Source organism: Pantoea agglomerans, from assembly GCF_020149765.1.
In the GTDB taxonomy this organism is placed as follows: domain Bacteria; phylum Pseudomonadota; class Gammaproteobacteria; order Enterobacterales; family Enterobacteriaceae; genus Pantoea; species Pantoea alvi.
Map to the genome: position 1 here is coordinate 2,220,043 of NZ_CP083809.1, position 23,872 is coordinate 2,243,914.

27 protein-coding genes are annotated in these 23,872 nt (G+C 59.0%); 12 read left to right on the top strand and 15 right to left on the bottom strand.

Annotated elements, in window-relative coordinates; translation table 11 throughout:
• Positions 1 to 29: 29 nt before the first annotated feature.
• The 11 genes from btuC to LB453_RS13355 form a co-directional block, all read right to left on the bottom strand.
• A complete protein-coding gene (btuC, locus tag LB453_RS13305; protein ID WP_103795608.1) occupies positions 30 to 1,013 on the bottom strand; it encodes a vitamin B12 ABC transporter permease BtuC in 984 nt (327 codons plus the stop codon).
• Between the two features lie 100 nt (positions 1,014 to 1,113).
• Positions 1,114 to 1,458, bottom strand: a complete 345-nt coding sequence (locus tag LB453_RS13310; RefSeq protein WP_103795607.1) for a DUF2502 domain-containing protein — start codon at positions 1,456 to 1,458, stop codon at positions 1,114 to 1,116.
• 214 nt (positions 1,459 to 1,672) lie between these two features.
• Positions 1,673 to 1,975, bottom strand: a complete 303-nt coding sequence (gene ihfA / locus LB453_RS13315) for an integration host factor subunit alpha (protein WP_033747517.1) — start codon at positions 1,973 to 1,975, stop codon at positions 1,673 to 1,675.
• 4 nt (positions 1,976 to 1,979) lie between these two features.
• Positions 1,980 to 4,367: a phenylalanine--tRNA ligase subunit beta gene (gene pheT, locus LB453_RS13320; RefSeq protein ID WP_103795606.1), complete on the bottom strand. Its 2,388-nt coding sequence runs from the start codon at positions 4,365 to 4,367 to the stop codon at positions 1,980 to 1,982.
• Positions 4,368 to 4,381: 14 nt separating this feature from the next.
• Positions 4,382 to 5,365 carry a phenylalanine--tRNA ligase subunit alpha gene (pheS, locus tag LB453_RS13325; RefSeq protein WP_103795605.1) on the bottom strand — a complete coding sequence of 328 codons (984 nt, stop codon included), beginning with the start codon at positions 5,363 to 5,365 and terminating at the stop codon, positions 4,382 to 4,384.
• A 141-nt stretch (positions 5,366 to 5,506) separates the two neighbouring features.
• A complete protein-coding gene (gene pheM / locus LB453_RS13330) occupies positions 5,507 to 5,551 on the bottom strand; it encodes a pheST operon leader peptide PheM (RefSeq protein ID WP_001386830.1) in 45 nt (14 codons plus the stop codon).
• Between the two features lie 120 nt (positions 5,552 to 5,671).
• A complete protein-coding gene (gene rplT / locus LB453_RS13335; RefSeq protein ID WP_010616241.1) occupies positions 5,672 to 6,028 on the bottom strand; it encodes a 50S ribosomal protein L20 in 357 nt (118 codons plus the stop codon).
• 98 nt (positions 6,029 to 6,126) lie between these two features.
• Entirely contained in the window at positions 6,127 to 6,324 is a 198-nt protein-coding gene (gene rpmI, locus LB453_RS13340; protein WP_006118955.1) for a 50S ribosomal protein L35, read from the bottom strand.
• A gap of 99 nt (positions 6,325 to 6,423) precedes the next feature.
• Positions 6,424 to 6,966 (bottom strand): translation initiation factor IF-3, encoded by a 543-nt coding sequence (infC, locus tag LB453_RS13345; protein WP_033747527.1) that lies wholly within the window; start codon positions 6,964 to 6,966, stop codon positions 6,424 to 6,426.
• Positions 6,967 to 6,970: 4 nt separating this feature from the next.
• Positions 6,971 to 8,899 (bottom strand): threonine--tRNA ligase, encoded by a 1,929-nt coding sequence (gene thrS, locus LB453_RS13350; protein WP_103795604.1) that lies wholly within the window; start codon positions 8,897 to 8,899, stop codon positions 6,971 to 6,973.
• A 238-nt stretch (positions 8,900 to 9,137) separates the two neighbouring features.
• Positions 9,138 to 9,899, bottom strand: coding sequence for a YdiY family protein (locus tag LB453_RS13355; RefSeq protein ID WP_103795603.1), 762 nt, complete (start codon positions 9,897 to 9,899; stop codon positions 9,138 to 9,140).
• 354 nt (positions 9,900 to 10,253) lie between these two features.
• On the opposite strand from LB453_RS13355, the gene ghoS reads away from it, so the two are divergent.
• Both ghoS and LB453_RS13365 read left to right on the top strand, forming a co-directional pair.
• Entirely contained in the window at positions 10,254 to 10,544 is a 291-nt protein-coding gene (gene ghoS / locus LB453_RS13360; protein ID WP_103795602.1) for a type V toxin-antitoxin system endoribonuclease antitoxin GhoS, read from the top strand.
• A gap of 135 nt (positions 10,545 to 10,679) precedes the next feature.
• Positions 10,680 to 11,573 carry a fructosamine kinase family protein gene (locus tag LB453_RS13365; RefSeq protein ID WP_103795601.1) on the top strand — a complete coding sequence of 298 codons (894 nt, stop codon included), beginning with the start codon at positions 10,680 to 10,682 and terminating at the stop codon, positions 11,571 to 11,573.
• 4 nt (positions 11,574 to 11,577) lie between these two features.
• On the opposite strand, the gene LB453_RS13370 is transcribed toward LB453_RS13365, so the two are convergent.
• Positions 11,578 to 12,114, bottom strand: a complete 537-nt coding sequence (locus LB453_RS13370) for a YniB family protein (RefSeq protein WP_103795600.1) — start codon at positions 12,112 to 12,114, stop codon at positions 11,578 to 11,580.
• Positions 12,115 to 12,257: 143 nt separating this feature from the next.
• On the opposite strand from LB453_RS13370, the gene hxpB reads away from it, so the two are divergent.
• The 6 genes from hxpB to LB453_RS13400 all read left to right on the top strand — a co-directional run bounded on the left by hxpB (position 12,258) and on the right by LB453_RS13400 (position 17,642).
• Positions 12,258 to 12,938, top strand: a complete 681-nt coding sequence (gene hxpB / locus LB453_RS13375; protein ID WP_103795599.1) for a hexitol phosphatase HxpB — start codon at positions 12,258 to 12,260, stop codon at positions 12,936 to 12,938.
• Between the two features lie 193 nt (positions 12,939 to 13,131).
• Entirely contained in the window at positions 13,132 to 13,968 is an 837-nt protein-coding gene (gene kduI / locus LB453_RS13380; protein WP_103795598.1) for a 5-dehydro-4-deoxy-D-glucuronate isomerase, read from the top strand.
• Positions 13,969 to 13,984: 16 nt separating this feature from the next.
• Entirely contained in the window at positions 13,985 to 14,746 is a 762-nt protein-coding gene (kduD, locus tag LB453_RS13385) for a 2-dehydro-3-deoxy-D-gluconate 5-dehydrogenase KduD (protein WP_103795597.1), read from the top strand.
• Positions 14,747 to 14,932: 186 nt separating this feature from the next.
• Positions 14,933 to 15,523 carry a metal-dependent hydrolase gene (locus LB453_RS13390; RefSeq protein ID WP_103795596.1) on the top strand — a complete coding sequence of 197 codons (591 nt, stop codon included), beginning with the start codon at positions 14,933 to 14,935 and terminating at the stop codon, positions 15,521 to 15,523.
• Between the two features lie 154 nt (positions 15,524 to 15,677).
• On the top strand, positions 15,678 to 17,069 hold the full coding sequence (locus tag LB453_RS13395) for an L-cystine transporter (protein ID WP_103795595.1): 1,392 nt from the start codon (positions 15,678 to 15,680) through the stop codon (positions 17,067 to 17,069).
• A 195-nt stretch (positions 17,070 to 17,264) separates the two neighbouring features.
• Positions 17,265 to 17,642, top strand: a complete 378-nt coding sequence (locus LB453_RS13400) for a DUF6515 family protein (protein WP_103795594.1) — start codon at positions 17,265 to 17,267, stop codon at positions 17,640 to 17,642.
• A 66-nt stretch (positions 17,643 to 17,708) separates the two neighbouring features.
• On the opposite strand, the gene osmE is transcribed toward LB453_RS13400, so the two are convergent.
• Positions 17,709 to 18,044: an osmotically-inducible lipoprotein OsmE gene (gene osmE, locus LB453_RS13405; protein WP_103795593.1), complete on the bottom strand. Its 336-nt coding sequence runs from the start codon at positions 18,042 to 18,044 to the stop codon at positions 17,709 to 17,711.
• A gap of 192 nt (positions 18,045 to 18,236) precedes the next feature.
• On the opposite strand from osmE, the gene LB453_RS13410 reads away from it, so the two are divergent.
• From LB453_RS13410 to cho, 4 genes are all read left to right on the top strand, one after another.
• A complete protein-coding gene (locus tag LB453_RS13410) occupies positions 18,237 to 18,824 on the top strand; it encodes a TetR/AcrR family transcriptional regulator (RefSeq protein ID WP_103795592.1) in 588 nt (195 codons plus the stop codon).
• Entirely contained in the window at positions 18,821 to 20,014 is a 1,194-nt protein-coding gene (locus LB453_RS13415; RefSeq protein ID WP_103795591.1) for a multidrug effflux MFS transporter, read from the top strand. Before LB453_RS13410 ends, LB453_RS13415 begins: the two co-directional genes overlap by 4 nt.
• 126 nt (positions 20,015 to 20,140) lie before the next feature.
• Positions 20,141 to 20,965, top strand: coding sequence for an ammonia-dependent NAD(+) synthetase (nadE, locus tag LB453_RS13420; protein WP_103795590.1), 825 nt, complete (start codon positions 20,141 to 20,143; stop codon positions 20,963 to 20,965).
• A 124-nt stretch (positions 20,966 to 21,089) separates the two neighbouring features.
• Positions 21,090 to 21,950, top strand: a complete 861-nt coding sequence (gene cho / locus LB453_RS13425; RefSeq protein WP_103795589.1) for an excinuclease Cho — start codon at positions 21,090 to 21,092, stop codon at positions 21,948 to 21,950.
• Positions 21,951 to 22,025: 75 nt separating this feature from the next.
• Here the strand turns inward: cho and spy are convergent, their stop codons facing one another.
• Positions 22,026 to 22,595: an ATP-independent periplasmic protein-refolding chaperone Spy gene (gene spy, locus LB453_RS13430; protein WP_224481436.1), complete on the bottom strand. Its 570-nt coding sequence runs from the start codon at positions 22,593 to 22,595 to the stop codon at positions 22,026 to 22,028.
• Between the two features lie 277 nt (positions 22,596 to 22,872).
• Positions 22,873 to 23,856: a succinylglutamate desuccinylase gene (gene astE / locus LB453_RS13435; protein WP_103795587.1), complete on the bottom strand. Its 984-nt coding sequence runs from the start codon at positions 23,854 to 23,856 to the stop codon at positions 22,873 to 22,875.
• Between the last annotated feature and the right edge of the window lie 16 nt (positions 23,857 to 23,872).

The following is a 23,872-nucleotide window of genomic DNA, read 5'->3' on the forward strand; positions in this document are numbered from 1 at the left end:
CTGTAGAGGAAGCAGAAAGCCAGCCGAAGCTAGCGCGAAGATTTGACTAACAGCGCGATAAACAGCGGCGCGCCGAGCGTGGCGGTCACGACCCCTATCGGCAGCTCCGCCGCGGTAAGCGCCAGGCGCGCAATAATGTCGGCGGCGAGCAGCACCGCCGCGCCCGCCAGCGCTGACGCAGGCAGCAGATAGCGATGGTCGCTGATGCCGCTAAGGCGCAGCAGGTGCGGGATCACCAGGCCGACAAAGCCGATAGCGCCCGCCATCGCGACGCTGACGCCCACCAGCCACCCCATCGCCAGCACCAGCGCATTGCGCCAGAAAAAGAGCGACAGGCCCAGCTGCTGCGCCGAGGTTTCGCCAAGCGCCAGCAAATTAAGCACGCGCGCCGTGGCGAGCAGCCCAGCGGTAACCGGCAGCAGCGCCAGCATCATCCAGCCGTAGCGCCAGTCGATGCCGCTAAAGCCGCCCATCATCCAGTACATCAGCTGACGCAGATCGAGGCTGGTGCTGAAGTAGACCGCCCAGGTCATAATGGCGCTGCAGATAATGCCGAGCGCCACGCCGGTAAGCAGCAGCCGGGTGACGGAGAGCTGTCGGTGCGCGAAATGCAGCAGGATCAGGGTAATAAGCAGCGCGCCCGCCATCGCCGCCAGGCTCAGGCTCCAGAGTGAGCCGCTGCCGAACAGCACGCCCAGCACCAGCCCGATGCCGGCGCCGTTAGAGACGCCGAGCAGGCCCGGCTCCGCCAGCGGATTGGTAAACAGCGCCTGCATCACTACGCCGCAGACCGCCAGCGCCGCGCCGACCAGCACCACCGCCAGGGTGCGCGGCAGGCGCAGCTGCCAGACGAACAGCCGGCCGCTGTCGCCTGACCACTGGGCTGGCGCGATCCAGCTGTCGCCCGCACAGAGGCTAAGCACCATTAACGCCAGAAGAACCAGACCGAGCGCCGTAAGCACGCGACGACTGCGGCGATCCGCCTGATAAGCAAGCTGATCCAGCAGGGACATAATTTGGGGATTCGCTGAGAAAACAGAGATTTGATTGTAGAGAGATTGGCGGAAAAAGAAAGGCTGACGTAGGCGGCGCCCACGGGCGCCGCAGAGAGGGTTAGCTGTGGTCCGGACGCGGCGGCAGCGGCTCGCCGTGCGGCTGACGGCTGTTGTGCGACGCATTATCGCGCTTTGCCGTCGCCCTGCCGTGCCCGGGGCGCTGCGCCTGCCAGCCGTTACCGTTCCAGTAGCCGTGCGGCCCTTTTAGTCCGACGCTGCGGCCGTGGTGCGCCTGCCACCATTTCGCGGTACGCCAGCTGTAGCCGTCCCAGTAGTTGCCACGATGGTCGCGCTCGCCAATATGGGCGCTGACGCCCGGCGCAGTATCAGGGTGCGGCGCATTCGCGCTCGCCAGCAGCGGCATCCCCAGCAGGAGGCTTAAAAGCAGTGCGGTTTTTTTCATTACGGGACTCTCTTGTTGTCTGTCGCCGCAGTTATAGCAAAAGCGTCCTGGGTGTCACTATCGGCGCAGGCGGATTTTCAGCTTATTTCCCATAAGCTTACAGAATGCTGACACAGTGAAGGGATTCGGCAGAAAGAGGAGAAGACGCGCGGCGCAGCGGTGAAAGGCAATGAAAAAGGCCGCATAAGCGGCCTTTTTAGAACACTGAAATCGGTCAGTCGTTATCTTTCGGAGAAGCGTTTTCGACGCGGCTTTTCAGCTTCTGACCCGGGCGGAACGTTACCACGCGGCGCGCGGTAATTGGAATATCTTCCCCCGTTTTTGGATTCCTGCCTGGACGCTGATTTTTATCGCGCAGGTCGAAATTACCAAACCCAGACAGTTTTACCTGTTCACCATTCTCCAGAGCGCGGCGAACCTCTTCAAAAAACAGCTCCACTAGCTCTTTTGCGTCGCGTTTGCTCAGCCCAAGCTTCTCAAACAGGTACTCTGACATTTCAGCTTTTGTAAGCGCCATAGGTTCAATCCCTCAAGGTTGCCTGGAATCGCTCTTTTAATGCCGCAACGCATTTGCCAACGGTCGCGGCAATCTCCTCTTCTTCGAGTGTCCGGCTGGTATCCTGCAAAATCAGGCTGATGGCGAGGCTCTTGAAACCCTCTTCAACGCCCTTACCGCGGTACACGTCAAACAAGTTTACGCCAACTACCTGATTTACGCCAACTTTCTTACACTCGGCGATGATATCTGCTGCAGGGACGTTTTCAGCCACGACCACAGCGATATCGCGACGGTTCGCCGGGAAGCGTGAAATCTCGCGCGCTTCAGGCAGGACGCGGTCTGCGACCTTATTCCAAAGCAGTTCAAAGACTAAGGTGCGGCCGTTGAGATCCAGCTTACGTTCCAGCTCGGGATGAACTACTCCGATAAATCCGATTCGTTCATCATGCAAATAAATCGCCGCGCTCTGCCCCGGATGCAGCGCCGGATTCGCTTCGGCACGGAAGCGAATCTCGTCCAGCTTGCCGGTTAAATCGAGCAGCGATTCTAAATCGCCTTTCAAATCATAGAAGTCAACCGCCTGACGCGCCAGATCCCAGTGTTCTTCATTGCGGTTACCGCTCAGCACGCCCGCCAGCATAAGATCCTGACGGATACCTAAATTCGCCTGGGTATCAGGCACAAAGCGTAAACCGCTCTCAAACAGGCGCACGCGGCCCTGCTGGCGGTTCTGGTTGTAGACCACCGCGCTCAGCAGGCCGGTCCACAGCGACAGGCGCATCGCCGACATATCGCTGGAGATCGGGCTTGGCAGGATCAGCGCCTCTTCGCCCGGATGCAGCAGCTGCTGGATTTTCGGGTCGACAAAGCTGTAGGTGATCGCTTCCTGGTAGCCTTTATCCACCAGCAGGGTTTTGGCACGCTTCAGCGACAGATCCGCCTCGCGGTGCTGCGTCATCACCAGAGCTGCCTGCACCGGCACGTCCGGGATATTGTTATAGCCGTAGACGCGCGCGACCTCTTCAATCAGATCCTCTTCGATCGCCATGTCGAAGCGCCAGCCTGGTGCCACCGCTTTCCACTCCCCCTGACCTGCCGTCACGTCACAGCCAAGACGCGTCAGGATGTCGGTGACCTGCTCATCGGCAACGGCGTGGCCAATCAGGCGATCCAGCTTCTCGCGGCGCAGCGTGATGGTGGCACGCTGCGGCAGCGCGGCCTCGTGCGTCTGGTCGATAACCGGGCCAGCCTCACCGCCACAAATTTCCAGCAGCAGCTGGGTCGCGCGCTCGATAGCCTGATACTGCATCGTCGGATCAACGCCGCGCTCGTAGCGGTGTGAGGCGTCGGTGTGCAGGCCGTGACGGCGCGCGCGGCCGACAATCGCCAGCGGATCGAACCAGGCGCACTCAAACAGAATGTTCTGCGTCTCTTCGTTCACGCCGGAATGCTCGCCGCCGAAGATACCGCCCATCGCCAGCGCTTTATGGTGATCGGCGATCACCAGCGTGTCGCTGCTGAGTTTTGCTTCGCTACCGTCGAGCAGCGTCAGGGTTTCACCCTCTTCCGCCATGCGCACCACGATGCCGCCGTCGATGCGGTCGAGGTCGAAGGCGTGCATCGGCTGGCCCAGCTCAAGCAGCACGTAGTTGGTGATATCCACCACCGGATCGATAGAGCGAATGCCGCAGCGGCGCAGCTTTTCACGCATCCAGAGCGGCGTAGCGGCTTTGACGTTGATGCCTTTCACCACGCGGCCCAGGTAGCGCGGGCAGGCGTTGGTCGCGTCAACGCGGATCGGGAAGGTGTCGCCAATGGTGGCGGCTACCGGGTCGATCGTCGGCGCGGTGAGCGGCAGGCTGTTCAGCACCGCTACATCACGCGCGATGCCGATAATGCCCAGGCAGTCGGCGCGGTTCGGCGTGACGCTGATCTCAATGGTGTTGTCGTTCAGCTTCAGGTAGTCGCGGATATCGCTGCCTACCGGCGCATCGCCCGGCAGCTCGATAATGCCGTTGTGATCGTCGGAAATGCCCAGCTCGGAGAAAGAGCAGAGCATGCCCTCCGACGGCTCGCCGCGCAGCTTAGCCGCTTTGATCTTAAAGTCGCCCGGCAGCACCGCGCCCACGGTGGCGACCGCCACCTTGAGACCCTGACGGCAGTTCGGCGCGCCGCAGACGATATCCAGCAGGCGATCGCCGCCGACGTTGACCTTGGTGACGCGCAGCTTGTCGGCGTTAGGGTGCTGACCGCACTCCACAACTTCGCCGACCACTACGCCGTGAAACGCGCCGGCAACCGGCTCAACGCCGTCCACTTCCAGACCGGCCATGGTGATCTGTTCAGAAAGGGCAGCGCTGTCCAGAGCCGGGTTTACCCATTCGCGTAACCAGAGTTCACTGAATTTCATTGGATAACCTGCCCTTATTTAAATTGTTTGAGGAAACGTAAGTCATTTTCGAAGAAGGCGCGCAAGTCGGTGACGCCGTAGCGCAGCATGGTGAGACGCTCCATGCCCATGCCGAAGGCGAAGCCAGAGTAGATTTCCGGATCGATGCCGACGTTGCGTAATACGTTCGGATGCACCATGCCGCAGCCCAGCACTTCCAGCCATTTGCCGTTTTTACCCATCACGTCCACTTCCGCCGAAGGTTCGGTGAACGGGAAGTAGGAAGGACGGAAACGGATCTGCAAATCTTCCTCAAAGAAGTTGCGCAGGAAGTCGTGCAGCGTGCCCTTCAGGTTGGTGAAGCTGATGTTCTTGTCGACGATCAGCCCTTCCATCTGATGGAACATCGGGGTATGCGTCTGGTCGTAGTCGTTGCGATAGACGCGGCCCGGCGCAATGATGCGAATCGGCGGCTGCTGGTTTTTCATGGTGCGGATCTGCACGCCAGAGGTCTGAGTGCGCAGCAGGCGCGTGGCGTCGAACCAGAAGGTGTCGTGATCGGCGCGCGCCGGGTGGTGGCCCGGAATATTCAGCGCGTCGAAGTTGTGATAGTCATCCTCGATCTCCGGGCCGGTCACCACCGCAAAGCCCAGTTCGCCGAAGAAGGTTTCGATGCGATCGATGGTGCGCGTGACCGGATGCAGCCCACCGTTTTCCATGCGGCGTCCCGGTAGCGAAACGTCGATAGTCTCAGCGGCCAGGCGGGCGTTGAGCGCGGCGGACTCCAGCGACTCTTTGCGCGCGTTAAGGCGCTCCTGCACCTGCTGCTTGGCCTCATTGATCACTGCGCCCGCAGCCGGACGCTCTTCCGGCGGCAGCTCGCGCAGCGTCGTCATCAGCTGCGTCAGGTGGCCTTTTTTACCGGTATATTCGACGCGCACCGCGTCAAGGGTGGCGATATCTGTCGCCTCGTCGATAGCGGCTGTGGCGCGAGCCACCAGTTCTGCGAGTTGGGACATGGTTTCCTCTTCTTCCAGGCGGGCTGGTCTGTTCTCGTTGGGACGTTGCCGTCATGCTTCGCCAGAAACACGAAAGCCTCCACGAGGGAGGCTTTCGGCGCGATTTTTCGTTTCTTTTCTATGCGCAAAAGCCCCTGAGTTTCAGGTGCTAAAGTAAAAAAAGAAACGGAAAATAGCAGCGTTCATGCTTGCGTTACCTTGCTGTGACTCTGAGGGCACTATTGAAAAGCCCTGCGGTGAAAATGTCAATCTTTTGCTTGAGTTACAGGCAATAAAAAAGGGAGCAAGCTCCCTTTTTCATCTGACTTACGCCAGAGCTGATTTTGCTTTTTCGACCAGTGCGGTGAACGCCACTTTGTCGAATACAGCGATGTCAGCCAGGATTTTACGGTCAATTTCAATGGACGCTTTTTTCAGGCCATTGATGAAACGGCTGTAAGAGATGCCGTTCTGACGCGCTGCAGCGTTGATACGCGCAATCCACAGTTGACGGAACTGACGCTTACGTTGACGACGGTCGCGGTAAGCATACTGACCAGCTTTGATAACAGCCTGGAAGGCAACGCGGTAAACACGTGAACGTGCACCATAGTAGCCTTTAGCTTGTTTTAAGATTTTTTTGTGACGTGCGCGAGCAATTACACCACGTTTTACGCGAGCCATGTGAGCTCTCCTGTATCAATATTCTGTGATGCCTGTATTTCCTGCCGGCCTGGGGCCGTAATGCAGAAACGTCGAGGCAGATTTATAAAAAAGTTAACTTATGCGTACGGCAGGCAGGCAACAACCAGACCCAGATCGCCTTTAGACACCATGCCTTTCGGGCGCAGGTGACGTTTACGCTTAGTTGATTTTTTAGTCAGAATATGACGCAGGTTTGCGTGCTTACGCTTGAAGCCGCCAGAAGCGGTCTTCTTGAAGCGCTTAGCCGCGCCACGTACAGTTTTAATCTTTGGCATTTTAAAAATATCCACTTCGCATTGTTAATAAAACGAATCAGACAGGCGAACAAAGATCCGCACAGCGCGAACGCTGCGCGGTCAATGTTACTTGAAAGCCTACTGTTTCTTCTTGGGAGCGAGCACCATAATCATCTGGCGGCCTTCGATCTTCGATGGGAAGGATTCGACTACTGCCAGTTCTGTCAGATCTTCTTTCACGCGGTTAAGCACTTCAATACCGATCTGTTGGTGCGCCATCTCACGACCGCGGAAACGCAGCGTGATTTTGGCTTTATCGCCTTCTTCCAGAAAACGAATCAGGCTGCGGAGTTTTACCTGATAGTCGCCTTCATCTGTGCCAGGACGGAATTTGATTTCCTTAACCTGGATAACTTTCTGCTTCTTCTTCTGTTCCTTAGAAGATTTGCTTTTTTCATAAAGGAACTTGCCGTAATCCATAATACGGCACACCGGCGGTTCGGCGTTGGGGCTGATTTCTACTAAATCAACGCCCGCTTCTTCAGCTTTTTCAATAGCTTCGCGAAGGCTGACAATACCAATCTGTTCGCCATCCACGCCAGTCAAGCGTACTTCAGTGGCACGGATTTCACCGTTGATTCGATTCGGACGCGTCGGTTGTACTCGTTTTCCGCCTTTAATAACCTTATTCCTCTAATTGGTGAAGATTGCGGCTGCGAATCTCTTGTTGCAGCTTCTCAACAAACACATCGACATCCATCGTCCCGAGGTCTTTACCGCGGCGGGTGCGAACGGCTACTTTGCCTGCTTCCACCTCTTTGTCACCGCAAACCAGCATATAAGGGACGCGACGTAATGTGTGCTCGCGGATTTTAAAGCCTATCTTCTCGTTTCTCAAGTCTGCTTTCACACGAATGCCAGCATTCTGCAATTTGCGTGTCAACATGTCGACATATTCTGCCTGCGCATCGGTGATATTCATTACCACCGCCTGCATTGGCGCCAGCCAGGTCGGGAAGAACCCAGCGAACTCTTCGGTCAGAATACCGATAAAGCGCTCCATCGAGCCAAGAATGGCGCGATGAATCATTACCGGCGTCTGACGGTCGTTGTTTTCGCCCACATAGGTGGCGTCCAGACGTTTTGGCAGGGAAAAGTCTAGCTGAACTGTGCCGCACTGCCAGGCGCGATCGAGACAGTCATACAACGTAAATTCGATTTTCGGACCGTAGAATGCCCCTTCTCCGGGCTGGAATTCAAACGGAATGTCGTTTTCATTCAGCGCAGCGGCTAAATCTTCTTCCGCGCGGTCCCACATTTCATCAGTGCCGATACGCTTCTCAGGACGCGTGGAGAGCTTCACCACGATCTTTTCAAAGCCGAAGGTGCTGTACATGTCATAGACCATGCGAATACAGCTGTTCACTTCGTCGCGCACCTGATCTTCAGTACAGAAGACGTGGGCGTCATCCTGAGTGAAGCCGCGAACGCGCATCAGGCCATGCAGCGCGCCAGACGGCTCGTTGCGGTGACAGCTGCCGAACTCCGCCATGCGCAGCGGCAAATCGCGGTAGGACTTCAGACCCTGATTAAAGATCTGCACGTGCCCCGGACAGTTCATCGGTTTGATGCAGTATTCACGGTTTTCTGAAGAGGTCGTAAACATCGCCTCTTTGTAGTTTTCCCAGTGCCCGGTTTTTTCCCACAGCACGCGGTCCATCATAAAGGGACCTTTCACTTCCTGGTACTGGTACTCTTTCAGCTTGCTGCGCACGAACACTTCCAGCTCGCGGAAGATGGTCCAGCCGTCATTATGCCAGAAAACCATACCCGGCGCCTCTTCCTGCATATGGTAGAGGTCGAGCTGCTTGCCGATCTTACGGTGGTCGCGCTTCGCCGCCTCTTCCAGACGCTGCAGGTAGGCGTTGAGCTGCTTCTTGTCTGCCCAGGCGGTGCCGTAGATGCGCTGCAGCATTTTATTGTTGCTGTCGCCGCGCCAGTAGGCACCCGCAATTTTCTGCAGCTTGAAGTGGTGGCAAAAACGCATATTCGGCACGTGCGGACCGCGGCACATGTCGATATATTCTTCGTGATGATAGAGGCCCGGCTGGTCGTCGTGGCTGATGTTCTCATCCAGAATAGCCATCTTATAGCTCTCGCCGCGCTCGGCGAACACGTCGCGCGCCTGCTGCCAGCTAACGACCTTTTTCACCACGTCGTAGTTGGTTTCAGCCAGCTGGTGCATGCGTTTTTCCAGCGCGTCGATATCTTCCTGCGTCAGGGTATGATCGAGATCAACGTCATAGTAGAAGCCGTTGTCGATAACCGGACCGATCGCCATTTTCGTATTGGGCCACAGCTGTTTGATAGCGTGCCCCAGCAGATGCGCGCAGGAGTGGCGAATAATTTCCAGACCCGCTTCATCTTTAGCGGTAATGATGGCGACGGAGGCATCTTCGGTGATGGGATCGACCGCATCCACCAGCTGCCCGTTGACGCGTCCGGCAATGCAGGCTTTCGCCAGGCCAGGACCGATGTCCAGCGCAATATCCATCACGCTTACCGCGCGGTCATAGCTGCGCTGGCTGCCATCAGGAAGAGTAATTACAGGCATTTAATATCCTTAATTGCAGTGGTAAGCCACACGAAAGCTTACATACAACATTGAGTAGAAGTGATTGCCCGGCGCGATGTCAGACCCACATTGTCGGAATGACGCCGGGAATTGTAGTGCGCCGCAGATGATAACAGCTTTGCGCGGTGAGCAAAACCCGTCCCCCTGCGGCTAAGTTGAGGAACAGACGAAAAAAAACCGCAGCCAGGCTGCGGTCAGGAAGCGATGACGCCGCGAATTACATCGCGTAGGTCAGCATAATGCTGGTTTTGGTATCGGTGCGATCGGGCGCGGACTCTGGCGGGTTGTTATTCCAGGTCACGTTGTACGCCAGCTTCAGCGCGAAGTGATCGTTGATGCCAACCTGCAGGCCGGTTTCCGAGTTGACGGTGGTGTCTTCGCCGAAGCTGCTCAGCACCGACACGCCCTGAATAAATTTGGTGTTGTCGGTGAGCTGCCACTGGTAGCTCAGCGCGCCGTAGCCCAGCGCTTTGGTTTCGCTGCCGCCGTCGTGGAAATCGTCATAGCGCACGCCCGGACCAAATTCCGCACGCAGCGAATGGATCGGCCCGCTCAGGATCTGACGACCGTAACCGGCGGTAAGCACATCGCGCGAATCGTAGCCGTTAAAGCGGTCGCTCAGCCAGCTCGCCTGACCAAACAGGTAGTCGAAGCTGTTGAGGTTGTAGCGCGAACGGCCGCCGATGCTGTAGGTTTCAGATGAGCGCTCGTCGTTAGAGGAGGTGTTCGCCGCGTTGCCCCACAGGCTGTAAGCCATGGCGCTCTGATACCACGTCATATTGGTTTGCGCCGTCAGCGAGGAGCTGGTGGTGTTACCAGTCTGCGCCAGATAGCCTGCGGAGGCGCTGCCGTCGAACGGCTTTTTCGCCGTTGAAGGATCGTCCATCGCGGTAAAAACGGTGTTGTCAGCCAATGCCTGATGGCAAAACGCGCCGGCTGAAAGCAAAAGAACAGCTGAGAGCTTATGAAGCACTTTCATTTATATGTGACCCGTACGACAGTTTAAAAAAGAGTGAGTGTGAAGCGTTTTGCCGGCCAATCAATGCAATTTACGGTAAGTATTGTAAAAAAGTATTAACCAGCCCGAAACATGCATTTTCCGCGCGATCCCGCCTGATTATTGGGACTTTTCCGATTAACGAGGCGCATTACAGATCGGGATCGAACAAAACGCAGCGGAGATACTACAAGATTTTTCTGAACGGCGCGTCTGCGGCTTTACCCAGGTTTACTTTTATGTCTGTCCTGAATAACGGCTTTATCCTGTTCATTATTCGCGCAATTTTTCACTATGGTCTACGCTGTGCACAGTCATGCCGCACAGAGGTGAAACATGAGCGACGATCTCAAGCGTTACATTGTCACATTTCACTATCAGGAATCGGGCCTGGGCGATATTCAGGCGCTTAACAGCGCCATGATCGCCGCGGGCTTTAGCACCACGCTTAACGATGACCAGGGCCACCCGCACGAGCTGGGCACCAACAGCTTTGGCCTGGTCAGCGCCCTGTCGCCAGAGGATCTGCAGCGTCAGGCCGTCGCCGCAGGCGAAAGCGTGCTGCACCAGCAGCCCGAGGTCGCTGTCACGACGCTGGAGGCGTTTTTAGGCGACGCAACGCCCTGACCGCGCTCGCCATCCGTTCCGGTAAGCTGTGCGCAAGCGCGGGTTTTCAGCGATAAAGAGACGGTACAATCGTTTTTATGTCGCAGACCACTCTGACTGACATCGCAGCCTGACAGGTTAAAAGAGGATCGCCCAATGTGGAACGCTATTAGTCGTTTGTTAAGCGAACAGTTTGGCCATGCCGAAATTACCGAACGCCATGAACTCCCCGGCGGAGATGTGCATCCCGCCTGGCGTCTTCGCTATGGCGAGCATGACGTCTTTATGAAGTGCAACAGCCGTGACATGCTCACCCTTTTCACCTGGGAAGCCGATCAGCTGGCGCTGCTGGCGCGCACCCAAAGCGTCCGCGTGCCGGCGGTTTACGGCGTCGGGCACCATCGCGATCAGAGCTTTCTGCTACTGGAATATATTGCGCCGCAGCCGCTGGATGCGGAGAACGCCTTCCAGCTGGGCCAGCAGCTGGCGCGGCTGCACCAGTGGAGCGAACAGGCGCAGTTCGGCCTCGACTTCGATAACAATATTACCACCACGCCGCAGCCCAACAGCTGGCTGCGCCGCTGGTCGTTTTTCTTTGCGGAACAGCGCATCGGCTGGCAGCTTCAGCTGGCAGAAGAGAAAGGCATCGCCTACGGCAATACGGAAGAGATTGTTAACTGCGTGCAGCGCGCGCTGGCCACGCACCAGCCGCAGCCTTCCCTGCTGCATGGCGATCTCTGGCCGGCCAACTGCGCCGGCAGCGCCAGCGGCCCGTGGCTGTTCGATCCCGCCTGTTACTGGGGCGACCGCGAATGCGATCTGGCGATGCTCGGCTGGTTTCCCGATCTGCCGCGTCAAATTTATGAAGGCTATCAGTCGGTCTGGCCGCTGCCCGACGGCTTCTCACAGCGCCAGCCGGTCTATCAGCTCTACTACCTGCTTAACCGCGCCAACGTTTTTGGCGGCAGCTGGCTCAGCGAGGCGCGGTTTGCGGTTGCGCGCCTGCTGGAAGAGGACGCGCTGGCGCAGCGTCAGGCCAGACCGGCCTGACCCGTTACAGAAAGCCGAGCAGCGACAGCGCGAAATAGCCGGCGACGGCGATCACCACCGGCAGGATATAGAGCGGAAAAATCTGCAGGAAAATCGTGTGGTGCGGCACGCGGATTTTCTCTTCCAGCTGCTGGCGCGTACGGGCGGCGTCGCCGCGCGCCTGCTCCAGAATCAGCTGATCTTCGATTCCTTCTTTAATATGACGCACCTGACGCGCCATGCGCGAACCGGACGCTTCCAGCGCCAGACCAACGAATATCAGAATATAGATAATCCAGAAGCCGATATTCATCTGGCCGTTAAACTCCGGCACCGGCGAGTTACGCCAGAAGAAGCCGAGGAACGGCGTATTAAAGCGGATCATATCGACAATCACATGGACAAAGTCGAGCATAACGGCGTCGATGCCCGGCTGTTTTTCACTGTGCCTGAACATAAAGCCCAGCACTGAAATCACGGTCGACAACAGCGCGAGCAAAAAAATCGCCCAGCCAGCCACTCGCTTAAGGATGGCGATGCGGCCAGCCTGTTGATAAGTCATGGTATCTCCTGTACCTGAATCCAGTTTGCAGCCAGTCTACCTGCCTGTGGTTTTTATTTCCCGTAAAAAGCGCCGCCTGCACCACTTTCGCGGCGGGCGCCGCCCCATGATAAGGTAGCGCAAATTCGCTAAGGAGCCAGCCGATGAGTTATACCCGCCCCGTTTATGCCGCCCTGTTCGATATGGATGGCCTGATAATCGACTCCGAACCGCTGTGGGATCGGGCAGAACTGGATATTTTCGCCACACTGAACGTCGACCTGTCGCGCCGCAGCGAGCTGCCTGACACGCTGGGCCTGCGCATCGATCAGGTGGTGCGCATGTGGTATGAAATTCTGCCCTGGTCAGGCCCGGATCGGCAGACGGTCACGGCGCGCATTATCGCCCGCGCGCTGGCGCTGATTGAGGAGCAGCGGCCGCTGCTGCCCGGGGTGAAGCAGGCGCTGCAGCTCTGTCGGGAGCGCGGCCTGAAAACCGGTCTGGTCTCCGCCTCGCCGCTGATGATGCTGGAGCGCGTGCTGGCGCTGTTTGACCTGCGCGACTATTTTGACGTGCTGGTCTCCGCTGAAGCGCTGCCCTACAGCAAGCCCCATCCGCAGGTCTATCTCGACGCTGCCGCACAGCTAGGCATCGATCCCCTTAACTGCGTCACGCTGGAGGATTCGGTTAACGGTATGATCGCCACCAAAGCGGCGCGGATGCGCTCCGTAGTGGTGCCGCCCGCTGCGCTGCGTGAGGATGCGCGCTGGTCGCTGGCAGACGTCAAGCTGGACGACCTGACCCAGTTAACCGCCGCGCACCTGCTGGGCGACGTTGCCCACTAGCGGACGCGCGCCGACAGGCCGATGCCCCCTCTCTACTCTGACCCGCCTTCGGCGGGTTTTTTCTGACGGCATGATCCCCATCGCAATAAATAAAACAGCGTTTCATTTTTATTGAATTGCTTGCCCACTCCTCATAAGATGCCCTGAGACGCCCTGCGGGGCACATCGACCTGTTTCGCCAGAGGGGACCAGAATGGACGTTCGTCAAAGTATTCATAGCGAGCATGCCCGCCAGCTCGACACCGCCGCGCTGCGCCGCGAATTTTTAATTGAGAAAATTTTTGAAGCCGACCGCTATACGCTCACCTACAGCCATATCGACCGCATTATTATCGGCGGCGTGATGCCGGTCGCCGACGGCGTTACCTTCGGCAACGAGATGGGCAAGCAGCTCGGCGTCAGCTATTTTCTGGAGCGCCGCGAGCTGGGCGTCATCAATATCGGCGGGCCGGGCACCATCGAGGTAGACGGCAAACTCTGGGAGATTGGCCCGGAAGAGGCGCTTTACGTCGGCAAAGGCGCCCAGACGCTGCGCTTTTGCAGCAGCGACGCCTCCCGACCGGCCAAATTTTATTTCAACAGCGCGCCCGCCCACAGCCGCTTTCCCGATAAAAAAGTCGGCAAAGAGGAGGCGGTTCGCACCACGCTGGGCGATGCGGCCACCTCAAACCGCCGCACCATCAATAAATATCTGGTGCCGGACGTGCTGCCGACCTGCCAGCTCACCATGGGGCTGACCCGCCTGGACGAAGGCAACCTGTGGAACACCATGCCGTGCCACACTCACGAACGCCGGATGGAGGTCTATTTCTACTTCGATATGAACCCGGACAGCGCGGTGTTTCATATGATGGGCCAGCCGCAGGAGACGCGTCATCTGCTGGTGCATAACGAACAGGCGGTTATCTCTCCCAGCTGGTCGATTCACGCCGGCGTCGGCACCGAACGCTACACCTTTATCTGGGGCATGGTCGGCGAGAACCAGGTATTCGACGACATGGATCATGTCAACATCCGCGATCTGCGCTGATAAAGGAGGCGCTCATATGATACTCAACGCATTTAATCTGGAAGGTAAAATCGCGCTGGTTACCGGCTGCAACACCGGGCTCGGCCAGGGCATGGCGCTGGGGCTGGCGCAGGCCGGCTGCGACATCATTGGCGTCAACCGCGAAGACCCGATGGACACCCAGCAGCGCGTTGAAGCGCTTGGCCGCCGCTTCTGGTCGCTGCAGGCGGATCTTATCCGCAGCGAGCAGGTGGCAGGCGTGGTGGAAAAAGCGGTCGCCGCCGCGGGTAGAATCGACATTCTGGTCAATAACGCCGGCATTATCCGGCGCGAAGATGCGCTGAACTTTAGCGAGCAGGACTGGGACGACGTTATGAACATCAACAGCAAAAGCGTCTTTTTTCTGTCGCAGCAGGTGGCGCGCCAGTTTATCGCGCAGGGCCAGGGCGGCAAGATTATTAATATCGCCTCAATGCTCTCGTTCCAGGGCGGCATTCGCGTTCCCTCCTACACGGCATCGAAAAGCGCGGTGATGGGGCTGACGCGGCTGCTGGCGAACGAGTGGGCGAAACACGGCATCAACGTTAACGCTATTGCGCCGGGCTATATGGCGACCAACAATACCGAGCAGCTGCGCAGCGACGAAGGCCGCAGCGCCGAGATCCTCGGGCGTATCCCTGCCGCGCGCTGGGGCGTGCCGGACGATATGATGGGCCCGGTGGTTTTCCTCGCCTCTTCAGCTTCTGACTATGTTAACGGCTATACGCTGGCGGTCGACGGCGGCTGGCTGGCGCGCTAGTTCCGGCTGGCGCAGAAGAGGTTAACCAGGAGCGATCTCCCCCTGTCGGGGAGAAAACCGACGAAACGGCGGCGCGAAGCCGCCGTCTCGCTAAAAAATTCACGCTTCGTTACAGCGTCACAACTTCTCATTCACTGGATAAATCCCTATACTGGATGCATCGACAGTTTGCAGCCAGGTTTTATCATGACGGGCGAAGGCCACGTAATTTTTGCTATTGCCACCGCTATTTTTGCCAAGCGCGCGGAGCTGACGCCCGTGCTGGCGCAGGCCGACTGGTGGCACCTTATTTCCGCCTCGCTGCTCACCTGTCTGCTGCCCGATATCGATCACCCAAAATCATTGCTCGGCCAGCGGCTGAAATGGCTCTCCTACCCGATCGCCCGCGCCTTTGGCCACCGCGGCTTCACCCATAGCCTGCTGGCGGTGGCCGCCAGCCTCTGGCTGTTTCAGATAAACGTACCTGACGACTGGCTGCTGCCCGCCGACGTGCTGCAGGGCATGACGCTGGGCTATCTCAGCCATATCGTCGCGGATATGCTGACCCCCGCCGGCGTGCCGCTGCTGTGGCCGTGCCGCTGGCGCTTTCGTCTGCCGATCCTCAGAAGCCAGAAAGGCAATCAGCTGGAGCGCACCCTTTGCCTGGTGCTGGTAGGCTACGCGCTCTGGTTCCCCCCCGGATCGCCCTCTTTTGGTGCGAACGGCTGGCCAACTCAGCTGTTTGATACGCTACAAAATGGCGTCTCTCGCCTGATTTCTACGCAAAAAGCGCATTAAAGCAGCAGAAAACGCTGTCTGGTTATAAGGCATTCCATTTGGATATAAGTCGACGCTCAGGTCAGCTGGTAACATACCGCCACTTAATTCGTGCGTCACATTATCTGGCGCGCCGGCGTCATGCTGACGCCGGATGTGTCTTTCGGGAGCCAACATGGATCTACCTCTGATTCTTAATCTTGCAGCCTTCGTCGCGCTGCTGCTGCTGCTGTCGCGCCTCGGCCGTGATAGCTGGAGCCTGTCGAAAAAGGTACTGGTCGGTCTGGTGATCGGCGTGCTGTTCGGCCTGGCGCTGCAGACCATTTACGGCGCGCAGAGCGAGGTGCTGAAAACCTCAATCAGCTGGTTCAATATCGTGGGCAACGGCTACGTGCAGCTGCTGCAAATGATTGTGATGCCGCTGGTGTTCGCCTCGATCCTCAGCGCCGTCGCGCGCCTGCACAACGCCTCTTCGCTGGGCAAAATCAGCCTGCTGACCATCGGCGTGCTGCTGTTTACCACCGCGATCTCCGCGCTGGTCGGCGTGCTGGTCACCGGCCTGTTCCACCTCAGCGCCGAGGGTCTGGTTCAGGGCGCGCAGGAGAGCGCGCGTCTTGCCGCGATTCAGAGCAACTACGCGGGCAAAGTAGCGGACCTCACCGTGCCGCAGCTGCTGCTCTCTTTTGTGCCGAAAAATCCGTTCGCCGATCTGACCGGCGCCAGCCCGACCTCAATCATCAGCGTCGTTATCTTCGCCGCCTTCCTCGGCGTAGCGGCACTGCAGCTGCTGAAAGATGACCAGGCCAAAGGCCAGCGCGTGCTGGTGGCGATCGATACCCTGCAGTCCTGGGTGATGAAGCTGGTTCGTCTGATCATGAAGCTGACGCCCTACGGCGTGCTGGCGCTGATGACCAAAGTGGTCGCCGGCTCCAACCTGCAGGATATTCTTAAGCTGGGCGGCTTCGTCGTCGCCTCCTACCTGGGCCTGGCGATTATGTTCGGCGTGCACGCGCTGCTGCTGTCGATCAACGGCATCAACCCAATGCGCTTCTTCCGCAAGGTCTGGCCGGTCATCACCTTCGCCTTTACCAGCCGCTCCAGCGCCGCGAGTATTCCGCTTAACGTGGAAACCCAGACTCGTCGCCTGGGCGTGCCGGAGTCGATCGCCAGCTTCTCCGCCTCTTTCGGCGCGACTATCGGCCAGAATGGCTGCGCAGGCCTCTATCCGACCATGCTGGCGGTAATGGTTGCGCCGACCGTGGGCATCAACCCGTTCGATCCGGTCTGGATCGCCACGCTGGTCGGTATCGTCACGCTGAGCTCGGCTGGCGTGGCGGGCGTAGGCGGCGGCGCCACTTTCGCCGCGCTGATCGTGCTGCCGGCGATGGGCCTGCCGGTCACGCTGGTCGCCCTGCTGATTTCGATCGAACCGCTGATCGATATGGGCCGCACCGCGCTAAACGTTAACGGCTCAATGACTGCGGGCTCCCTTACCAGCCGCTGGCTCGGTATGACCGATAAAGCGGTGCTGGAGAGCGACGAACAGGCAGAGCTGGCGCACCGCTAAGCGCAGATTCTGCGGCATAAAACCGGGCCATCGCGCCCGGTTTTTTTATGCCTGCGCTTCACAATCCGCCGCCTTTATGGCGACGTCGTTAAGAAAGCGTTAAGCGTAGTAAAGAGAGGCAAAAGTCACGCCCCGGCGCTTGTTTTCGCAGCGGAAAAGGAGAATGCTTCAGGCAATTATCGCAGGAGAAAATCCATGAAAAAAGTTATCGCCTCACTGCTGGCGTTAACGCTGTTATCGCCAGCGCTCGTCTCTGCTCACCCCGGCGGCTGGGGCCCCGGCCCGCACTGGGACGGCCACGGTCGCGGCTGGGGCGGTCCAGGCCCGCTGCGCTTTCTGCCTGAAGCGGCAACCGCCGTGCTGATCGGCGGCCTGACCTACTACATGCTCAACGGCGCATACTATCAGCGTCAGGGCGAAAATTACGTGGTGGTGCAGCCGCCAGCCGAACCAGACGGTGGGATGCGCGTGCTCGACTTTAACGGCCGTCGTTTTTACGTGCAGGCGGGTCACTACTACCAGCGCGAGATCAACGGCGACTATATTGAGGTGCCGCGCCCTGCGGGACTTTAATCCGACCAAACGAAAAACGGCCCGTCACTGACGGGCCGTTTGCTTTGCTAATCTGTTGTGCGCGGCTTATTTAGCAGCCTGCGGATCGGTATCGTACTCTTCACAGCTCTGGAAGCCGTAGTTCATCACGCGGCCGGTATCGCTGTAGCTCACAAAGTAGGTCTGCGGCTTGCCGTTACGCTCGCCCAGCACATAGGTCTGACAGGTGCCGCGCGCGTGGACCATGGTGATCTCAGTAGAGGCCGGACCCGCAATCTGGCGTACCTGATCGCGCGTCATCCCTTTTTTCACATCCTTAACTACGGGCTTGCTTACGTAGCTCTCAGCACGATCGTAAGCCGTACAACCAGACAGTGCGGCCAGCGTCAGCGCCGCAGCGATACATCCCATTGCTTTATTCATCTTGTTGTTCCTCGTTGTATTGTCCATGTAAGCTTAAGCCTGGAACAGAAATGCAGATTAATCAACTTTATGGCGCGTTTTTAAGTTGAGTCTGAATCGTCAGGTTAGCGTAAAAAAACTGTTCTTAAGGCGATCCCCCCGTATAATCCGCCGCGAGAATAAGCACTCTCAAAACTACTTTGCGGAGGCAGGATGAACAAACAGCGAGAAGCGCGCGACGCGCGACATCGCACGCGCCAGGATGAGATCATCGCGGCGGCGCGCCGCTGTTTTCGCTCGTCAGGCTTCCACGGCGCCAGCATGGCGCAGATCGCCAGCGCCGCCAGCCTGAGCGTCGGGCAAATCTATCGCTACTTTCCCAGCAAAGATGCGCTGATTGAAGAGATGGTGAAGCGCATCGTCGATGGCCGCGTGGCGGCGATGAGCGCGCAGAGCGACGCCAGCCATATCGCCGATATGATCGCCCGCCGCGACAGCCTGAACGACGAGGATGAGATGCTGATGCTGGAGGTCGCCGCCGAGGCGAGCCGCAATGCGCGCGTCAGCGATATCCTGCAAAACGCCGAGGCGCGCCTGTTTCACAACGCCTGTGAAAAAATGCGCGCGAACTACCCTCACCTTACCGAGCCGCAGCGCGCCGCCTGCGTCGAGGTGCTGGCGGTGCTGATAGAAGGCACCGCTTTTCGCCGCCTGACGACGCAGAAAGCGTCGGCGGAACTGCTCTATACCCTCTATACGCAAATGATCCATAACTTAGTCAACCCCTCAGAGGACAAATGACACCTGCACGCAATAACCGACTGGTCTACGCCATCACGCTGGGCCTGCTGGCGGCGCTCGGCCCGCTCTGTATCGATCTCTACCTGCCTGCGCTGCCTGAACTGGCGCGCGATCTGCAAACTTCAACCGCGACGGCGCAGCTCAGCCTCACCGCCGGCCTGCTCGGCCTGGGTGCCGGACAGCTGCTGTTTGGGCCGATGAGCGATAAGTTCGGCCGCCTGCGCCCGCTTACCCTGTCGCTGGTGCTGCTGTTTATCGCCTCTGTCGGCTGCGCGCTGGCGCAGGATATCCACCAGCTGCTGCTGGCCCGCCTGTTCGAAGGGCTGGCGGGCGCGGGCGGCGCGGTGCTGTCGCGTGCGGTGGCGCGCGATATGTACAGCGGGCATGAGCTGACGCGCTTCTTTGCGCTGCTGATGCTGGTAAACGGCCTGGCGCCGATTGGCGCGCCGGTGCTGGGGGGCGCGCTAATGACGCTGCTTAACTGGCGCGGCATCTTCCTGGTGCTGGGCGCGACGGCGCTGCTGCTGATCCTGCTGGCGCGCTGGAAGCTGCACGAAACCCTGCCGCCCGAGCGCCGCAGCCAGGGCTCGGTCTTCTCCGCCTGGGCGGCGCTGGGCCAGGTGGTCACTCATCGTCCCTTTATGGGCTTCTGCCTGACGCAGGCGTTTATGATGTCCGGCATGTTCGCCTATATCGGCGCGTCGCCTTTCGTGCTGCAGCAGATTTACGGCCTGTCGCCGCAGGCGTTCAGCTTCTGCTTCGCCGCTAACGGCATCGGGCTGGTGATCGCCTCCCAGACCAGCGCGCGTCTCTGTCCGCTCTGGGGCGAATACCGGGTGCTGAAGGGCGGCCTGACGCTGGCGTTTGTCGCCTCCAGCCTGCTGCTGCTGGCGGGTCTCACCGCCGCGCCGCTGCCGCTGGTGCTGGTCGCGCTCTTTTTCACCATTGCGAGCAACGGGGTGATCGCCACCACCGCCTCGTCGCTGGCGATGCAGAGCCAGGGCCATCGCGCCGGCAGCGCTTCGGCGGTGATCGGCGTCTGCATGTTCTCCTTCGGCGCGGTGTCGGTGCCGATCACCGGGCTGGGCGGCACCTCGCTGCTCAGCATGACCGGCACCATCTTCGGCTGCTTTATGCTGGCGATTCTGATGTTTATATTCCTGGCGCAGAAACCGGCGCCGCGAGGGTAAACTGCCTGATATCGCAACAGTTAACCGGAAACAACTGGCGCTTTGGCTTGTTGTTTTCGCCGATGCGCGTTAGCTTTAATAGATGGTTCGCACGGGCCGACAGGCCACTGTCTTGAGGAGAGATTCATGTCACTGCAGCAGGAAATCATCACAGCACTTGGCGTTAGCCCGGTTATCGACCCACAGCAGGAAATCCGCCGCAGCGTCGATTTCCTCAAAAGCTACCTGAAGCGCAATCCGTTTCTGAAGACGCTGGTGCTGGGCATTAGCGGCGGTCAGGACTCGACGCTGGCGGGCAAACTGTCGCAGCTGGCCATCAGCGAACTGCGCGAAGAGAGCGGCGACAGCGCCTATGCCTTTATCGCCGTGCGCCTGCCCTACGGCGTGCAGGCGGACGAGCAGGATTGTCAGGACGCGCTGGCGTTTATCCAGCCCGATCGCTCGCTGGTGGTCAATATCAAAGAGTCGGTGCTGGCCAGCGAACGCGCCCTGAGAGAGGCGGGCGTCGAGCTTTCTGACTTCGTGCGCGGCAACGAGAAGGCGCGCGAACGCATGAAGGCGCAGTACAGCATCGCCGGCATGACAAAAGGCCTGGTGGTGGGCACCGACCACGCGGCAGAGGCGGTTACCGGCTTCTTCACCAAATATGGCGACGGCGGCACCGACATCAACCCGCTGTTCCGCCTGAACAAGCGTCAGGGCAAACTGCTGCTGAAAACCCTGGGCTGTCCAGAGCACCTCTACCTGAAACGCCCGACGGCGGATCTGGAAGACGATCGTCCCGGCCTGGAGGATGAAGTGGCGCTTGGCGTTACCTACGAGATGATCGACGACTATCTGGAAGGCAAAAGCGTCGCCCCGGAAACGGCGAAGATTATCGAAAACTGGTATCTGAAGACCGAGCACAAGCGTCGTCCGCCGATTACGGTGTTTGACGACTTCTGGAAATAACGCCCTTTTCCCCTGCTGCCCGGCAGGGGAAATTTTTCCCGCCCCGATGTTCACCGATTAACCCGCTGGCGAAAGCCTGTACAGACTGATATGCTGTATGAATACACAGTTACAGGAGTCTGTCTTGGTTCGACGTGCCGCCACGCACCGCCTCGAGTTCGACGCGGCTGCCATCTACGAATATCCCGAACACCTGCGCGAATGGCTGGAAGGATTGCCCAATCAGCCGGGCGTCTATACCTTTCACGGTGAGAGCGAGACGCTGCCGCTCTATATCGGGAAAAGCATCAATCTGCGCTCGCGCGTAATGTCCCATTTCCGCACGCCGGAAGAGGCGCGCATGCTGCGCCAGGCGCGCCGCGTCAGCTGGATCCCCACCGCGGGCGATCTCGGCGCGCTGCTGCTCGAGGCGCAGATGATTAAGACCCAGCAGCCGCTGTTTAACAAGCGCCTGCGCAAAAATCGTCAGCTCTGCTCGATTCGGATCGCCGAAGGCAAGCCTGAGGTGGTCTACGCGCGCGACGTTGACTTTTCGCACTCGCCCAACCTGTTCGGCCTCTATCGCAGCCGCCATAAGGCGCTGGAGACGCTGAAGTATCTCGCCGACGAGCATCAGCTCTGTCACGGGCTGCTGGGGCTGGAGAAGCTGAGCGCTAACCGCGCCTGTTTCCGCGCCGCCCTGCGCCGCTGCGCCGGTGCCTGCTGCGGCCGCGAGACGCTGGATGACCATCAGGCGCGGCTGCTGGAAGCGCTGGAGAGCGTGCGGGTGATCTGCTGGCCGTGGCAGGGCCCGGTGGCGCTGATCGAGGAAGGGAAGCTGATGACGCAGATCCACGTGATTGACCACTGGTTCTATCTGGGATCGGTCAACGATATGGACGAGGCGCGTCGGCTGAAGCGCGCGCCGAGCGGCTTCGACCATGACGGCTATAAAATTTTGTGTCGGCCGCTGCTCTCTGGACACTACCCCATCGAACCGCTATAAAAAAACCGCCGACGCTGCCCAGACTTTCTGCTTATCTGGACAACGTCGGCGGTCTTACTGCCTTATCTCAGCCGATTATTCAGCGTCTGGGGCGGGTGCCGGAGCGGGCGCTGCTTCCGGGGCCGGAGCTGCTGCCGGGGCCGGGGCTGCGGCTGGTGCCGGCGGCGCTGGCGGCGCCATTCTCTCTTCGCGCGGACCTTTCTCGGTCAGACGTTTTTCAAAGTTAGCGTTGTACTGCTTTTTCTGCTCTGGAGTCAGTACGTTATAAAGTTTGTTCTCCGTTTCCAGCATCGTCAGCGCACGCGCTTTCGCATCGGCGGCCATTTTCTCCGCCTGCGCTTCTGCTTTTGCACGGTCGAATGTGTCAGAGGCGATAATGTCGTGGCCGGCGCGACGCTCTTCCAGCGACGGACGTTTAAAGTCTTTATGGCTCTCTTTCATGATGTCGCGAATCTGAGTTTTCTGCGCCTCGGTCAGATCCAGGCCTCTGAACATCATGTGCATGCCGTGGGGCATTGGCGGCTTAGGCATCGCTTTTTCACCACCGGCCGGCGGCGGCGTCAGGTTGTCAGCCGCTGCATGGACCACGCTAGCTGCACCAAATGCCAGGGAAGAAGCCAGAAACAGAGAAGTCAGTTTACGCATAATGGTTGTCCTTATCATTCAGTTAATAACGACAGCAACCTGTCGCGTCTTCGAGAACAAGATTACGCTGCTGAATGTCAAGCTCTCAGAGCGTGAGTAAAGCCCTGCAAGCATAAAAGACGAAAATCAAGCGATCATGAAGAGAATAAGAAGAAGCAGGTGAGAAATTGCAAAAGAATATGAATTCAAAGCGGATTTAGCAGGAATCATGGAGGAGTGTAAGGGTTCCGGCAGCAAAGCGGAAGGAAAATTATCCGCTCAGCCGCCGGACAGGCTGTCAGGCGGGCACCTCCTCCTCTACCAGCATCAGACCGGCGCGCAGCCCCAGCGCCACGGCGGGATTAGGGAACAGCACATATTCGCGCGCCTGCTGCACCACGTAGCGCGTTGCGCCATCCTCGGCCAGCAGCGCCCCCTGCGGAAAGGGGGTGAAGTTAAGGGTTCCGTCGTCCATATGCAGCCGGAACTGCTCGCTAAGGCGGGTTATCTGCTGGGTGACCCGGAAGCGACGCGGCGTGTCGCGCGCCACCGGCAGCGGCTCACCGCTCAGCAGCGCCGCCAGCGCCTGTTGCGCGGCGGCGAACTGCGTCAGGTCGTTGTCGCCGAACGGCAGAGCCTTGCCCAGCTCCAGCGTGCAGCTGGCGGCGTGAAAGTTCGCGCAGCTGAAGTGGGTAAAGGTGCCCCCCGGCGCGGTGTGGAACACCAGCGCCTCTAGGCCCGCCGCCGCCAGCCAGTCGAGGAACGGCGCTGGCCAAGGCTGCGGGTTGAGCGGCAGCACGCCAAAGCGGGTATGCCAGGAGCCGCGGATCGCCGTATGTAAATCAAGATGCCAGCGCGGCCGATCCGCTTTACACGCCTGTAGCCAGAAAGCCTCTGTTGCCTGCTCCAGCCGCAGCGCGCGCCGCGCCTCGTCGCAGTCGTCGATCTGCTGCCAGCGGCCACCGAACAGGCGATTGAGGTCATGGCGCAGATAGCGCTTTCCGGCGCGCAGGGCCGCCGGGTTACCAAGAATTGCCAGCACGCGATGCCGCAGCGGCATCTCGCCGCGCAGCAGCGCGCTGATAAGCGTATTCATCATCTCTACCGGCGCGGTTTCATTACCATGAATACCGGCGGAGATCACCAGCGCCTGCTGCGGTTCGCCGAGCGGGTCGAGCTGTAAAATACCCTGATCGATCCAGCGCCAGCGCAGCCAGAGCGTTTCGCCGCACAGCCTCTGCGGCGCCTCGCCTGACAGCGTCTGCTGAAGAAAATCGTGCATGCTTACTCCTTTCTGA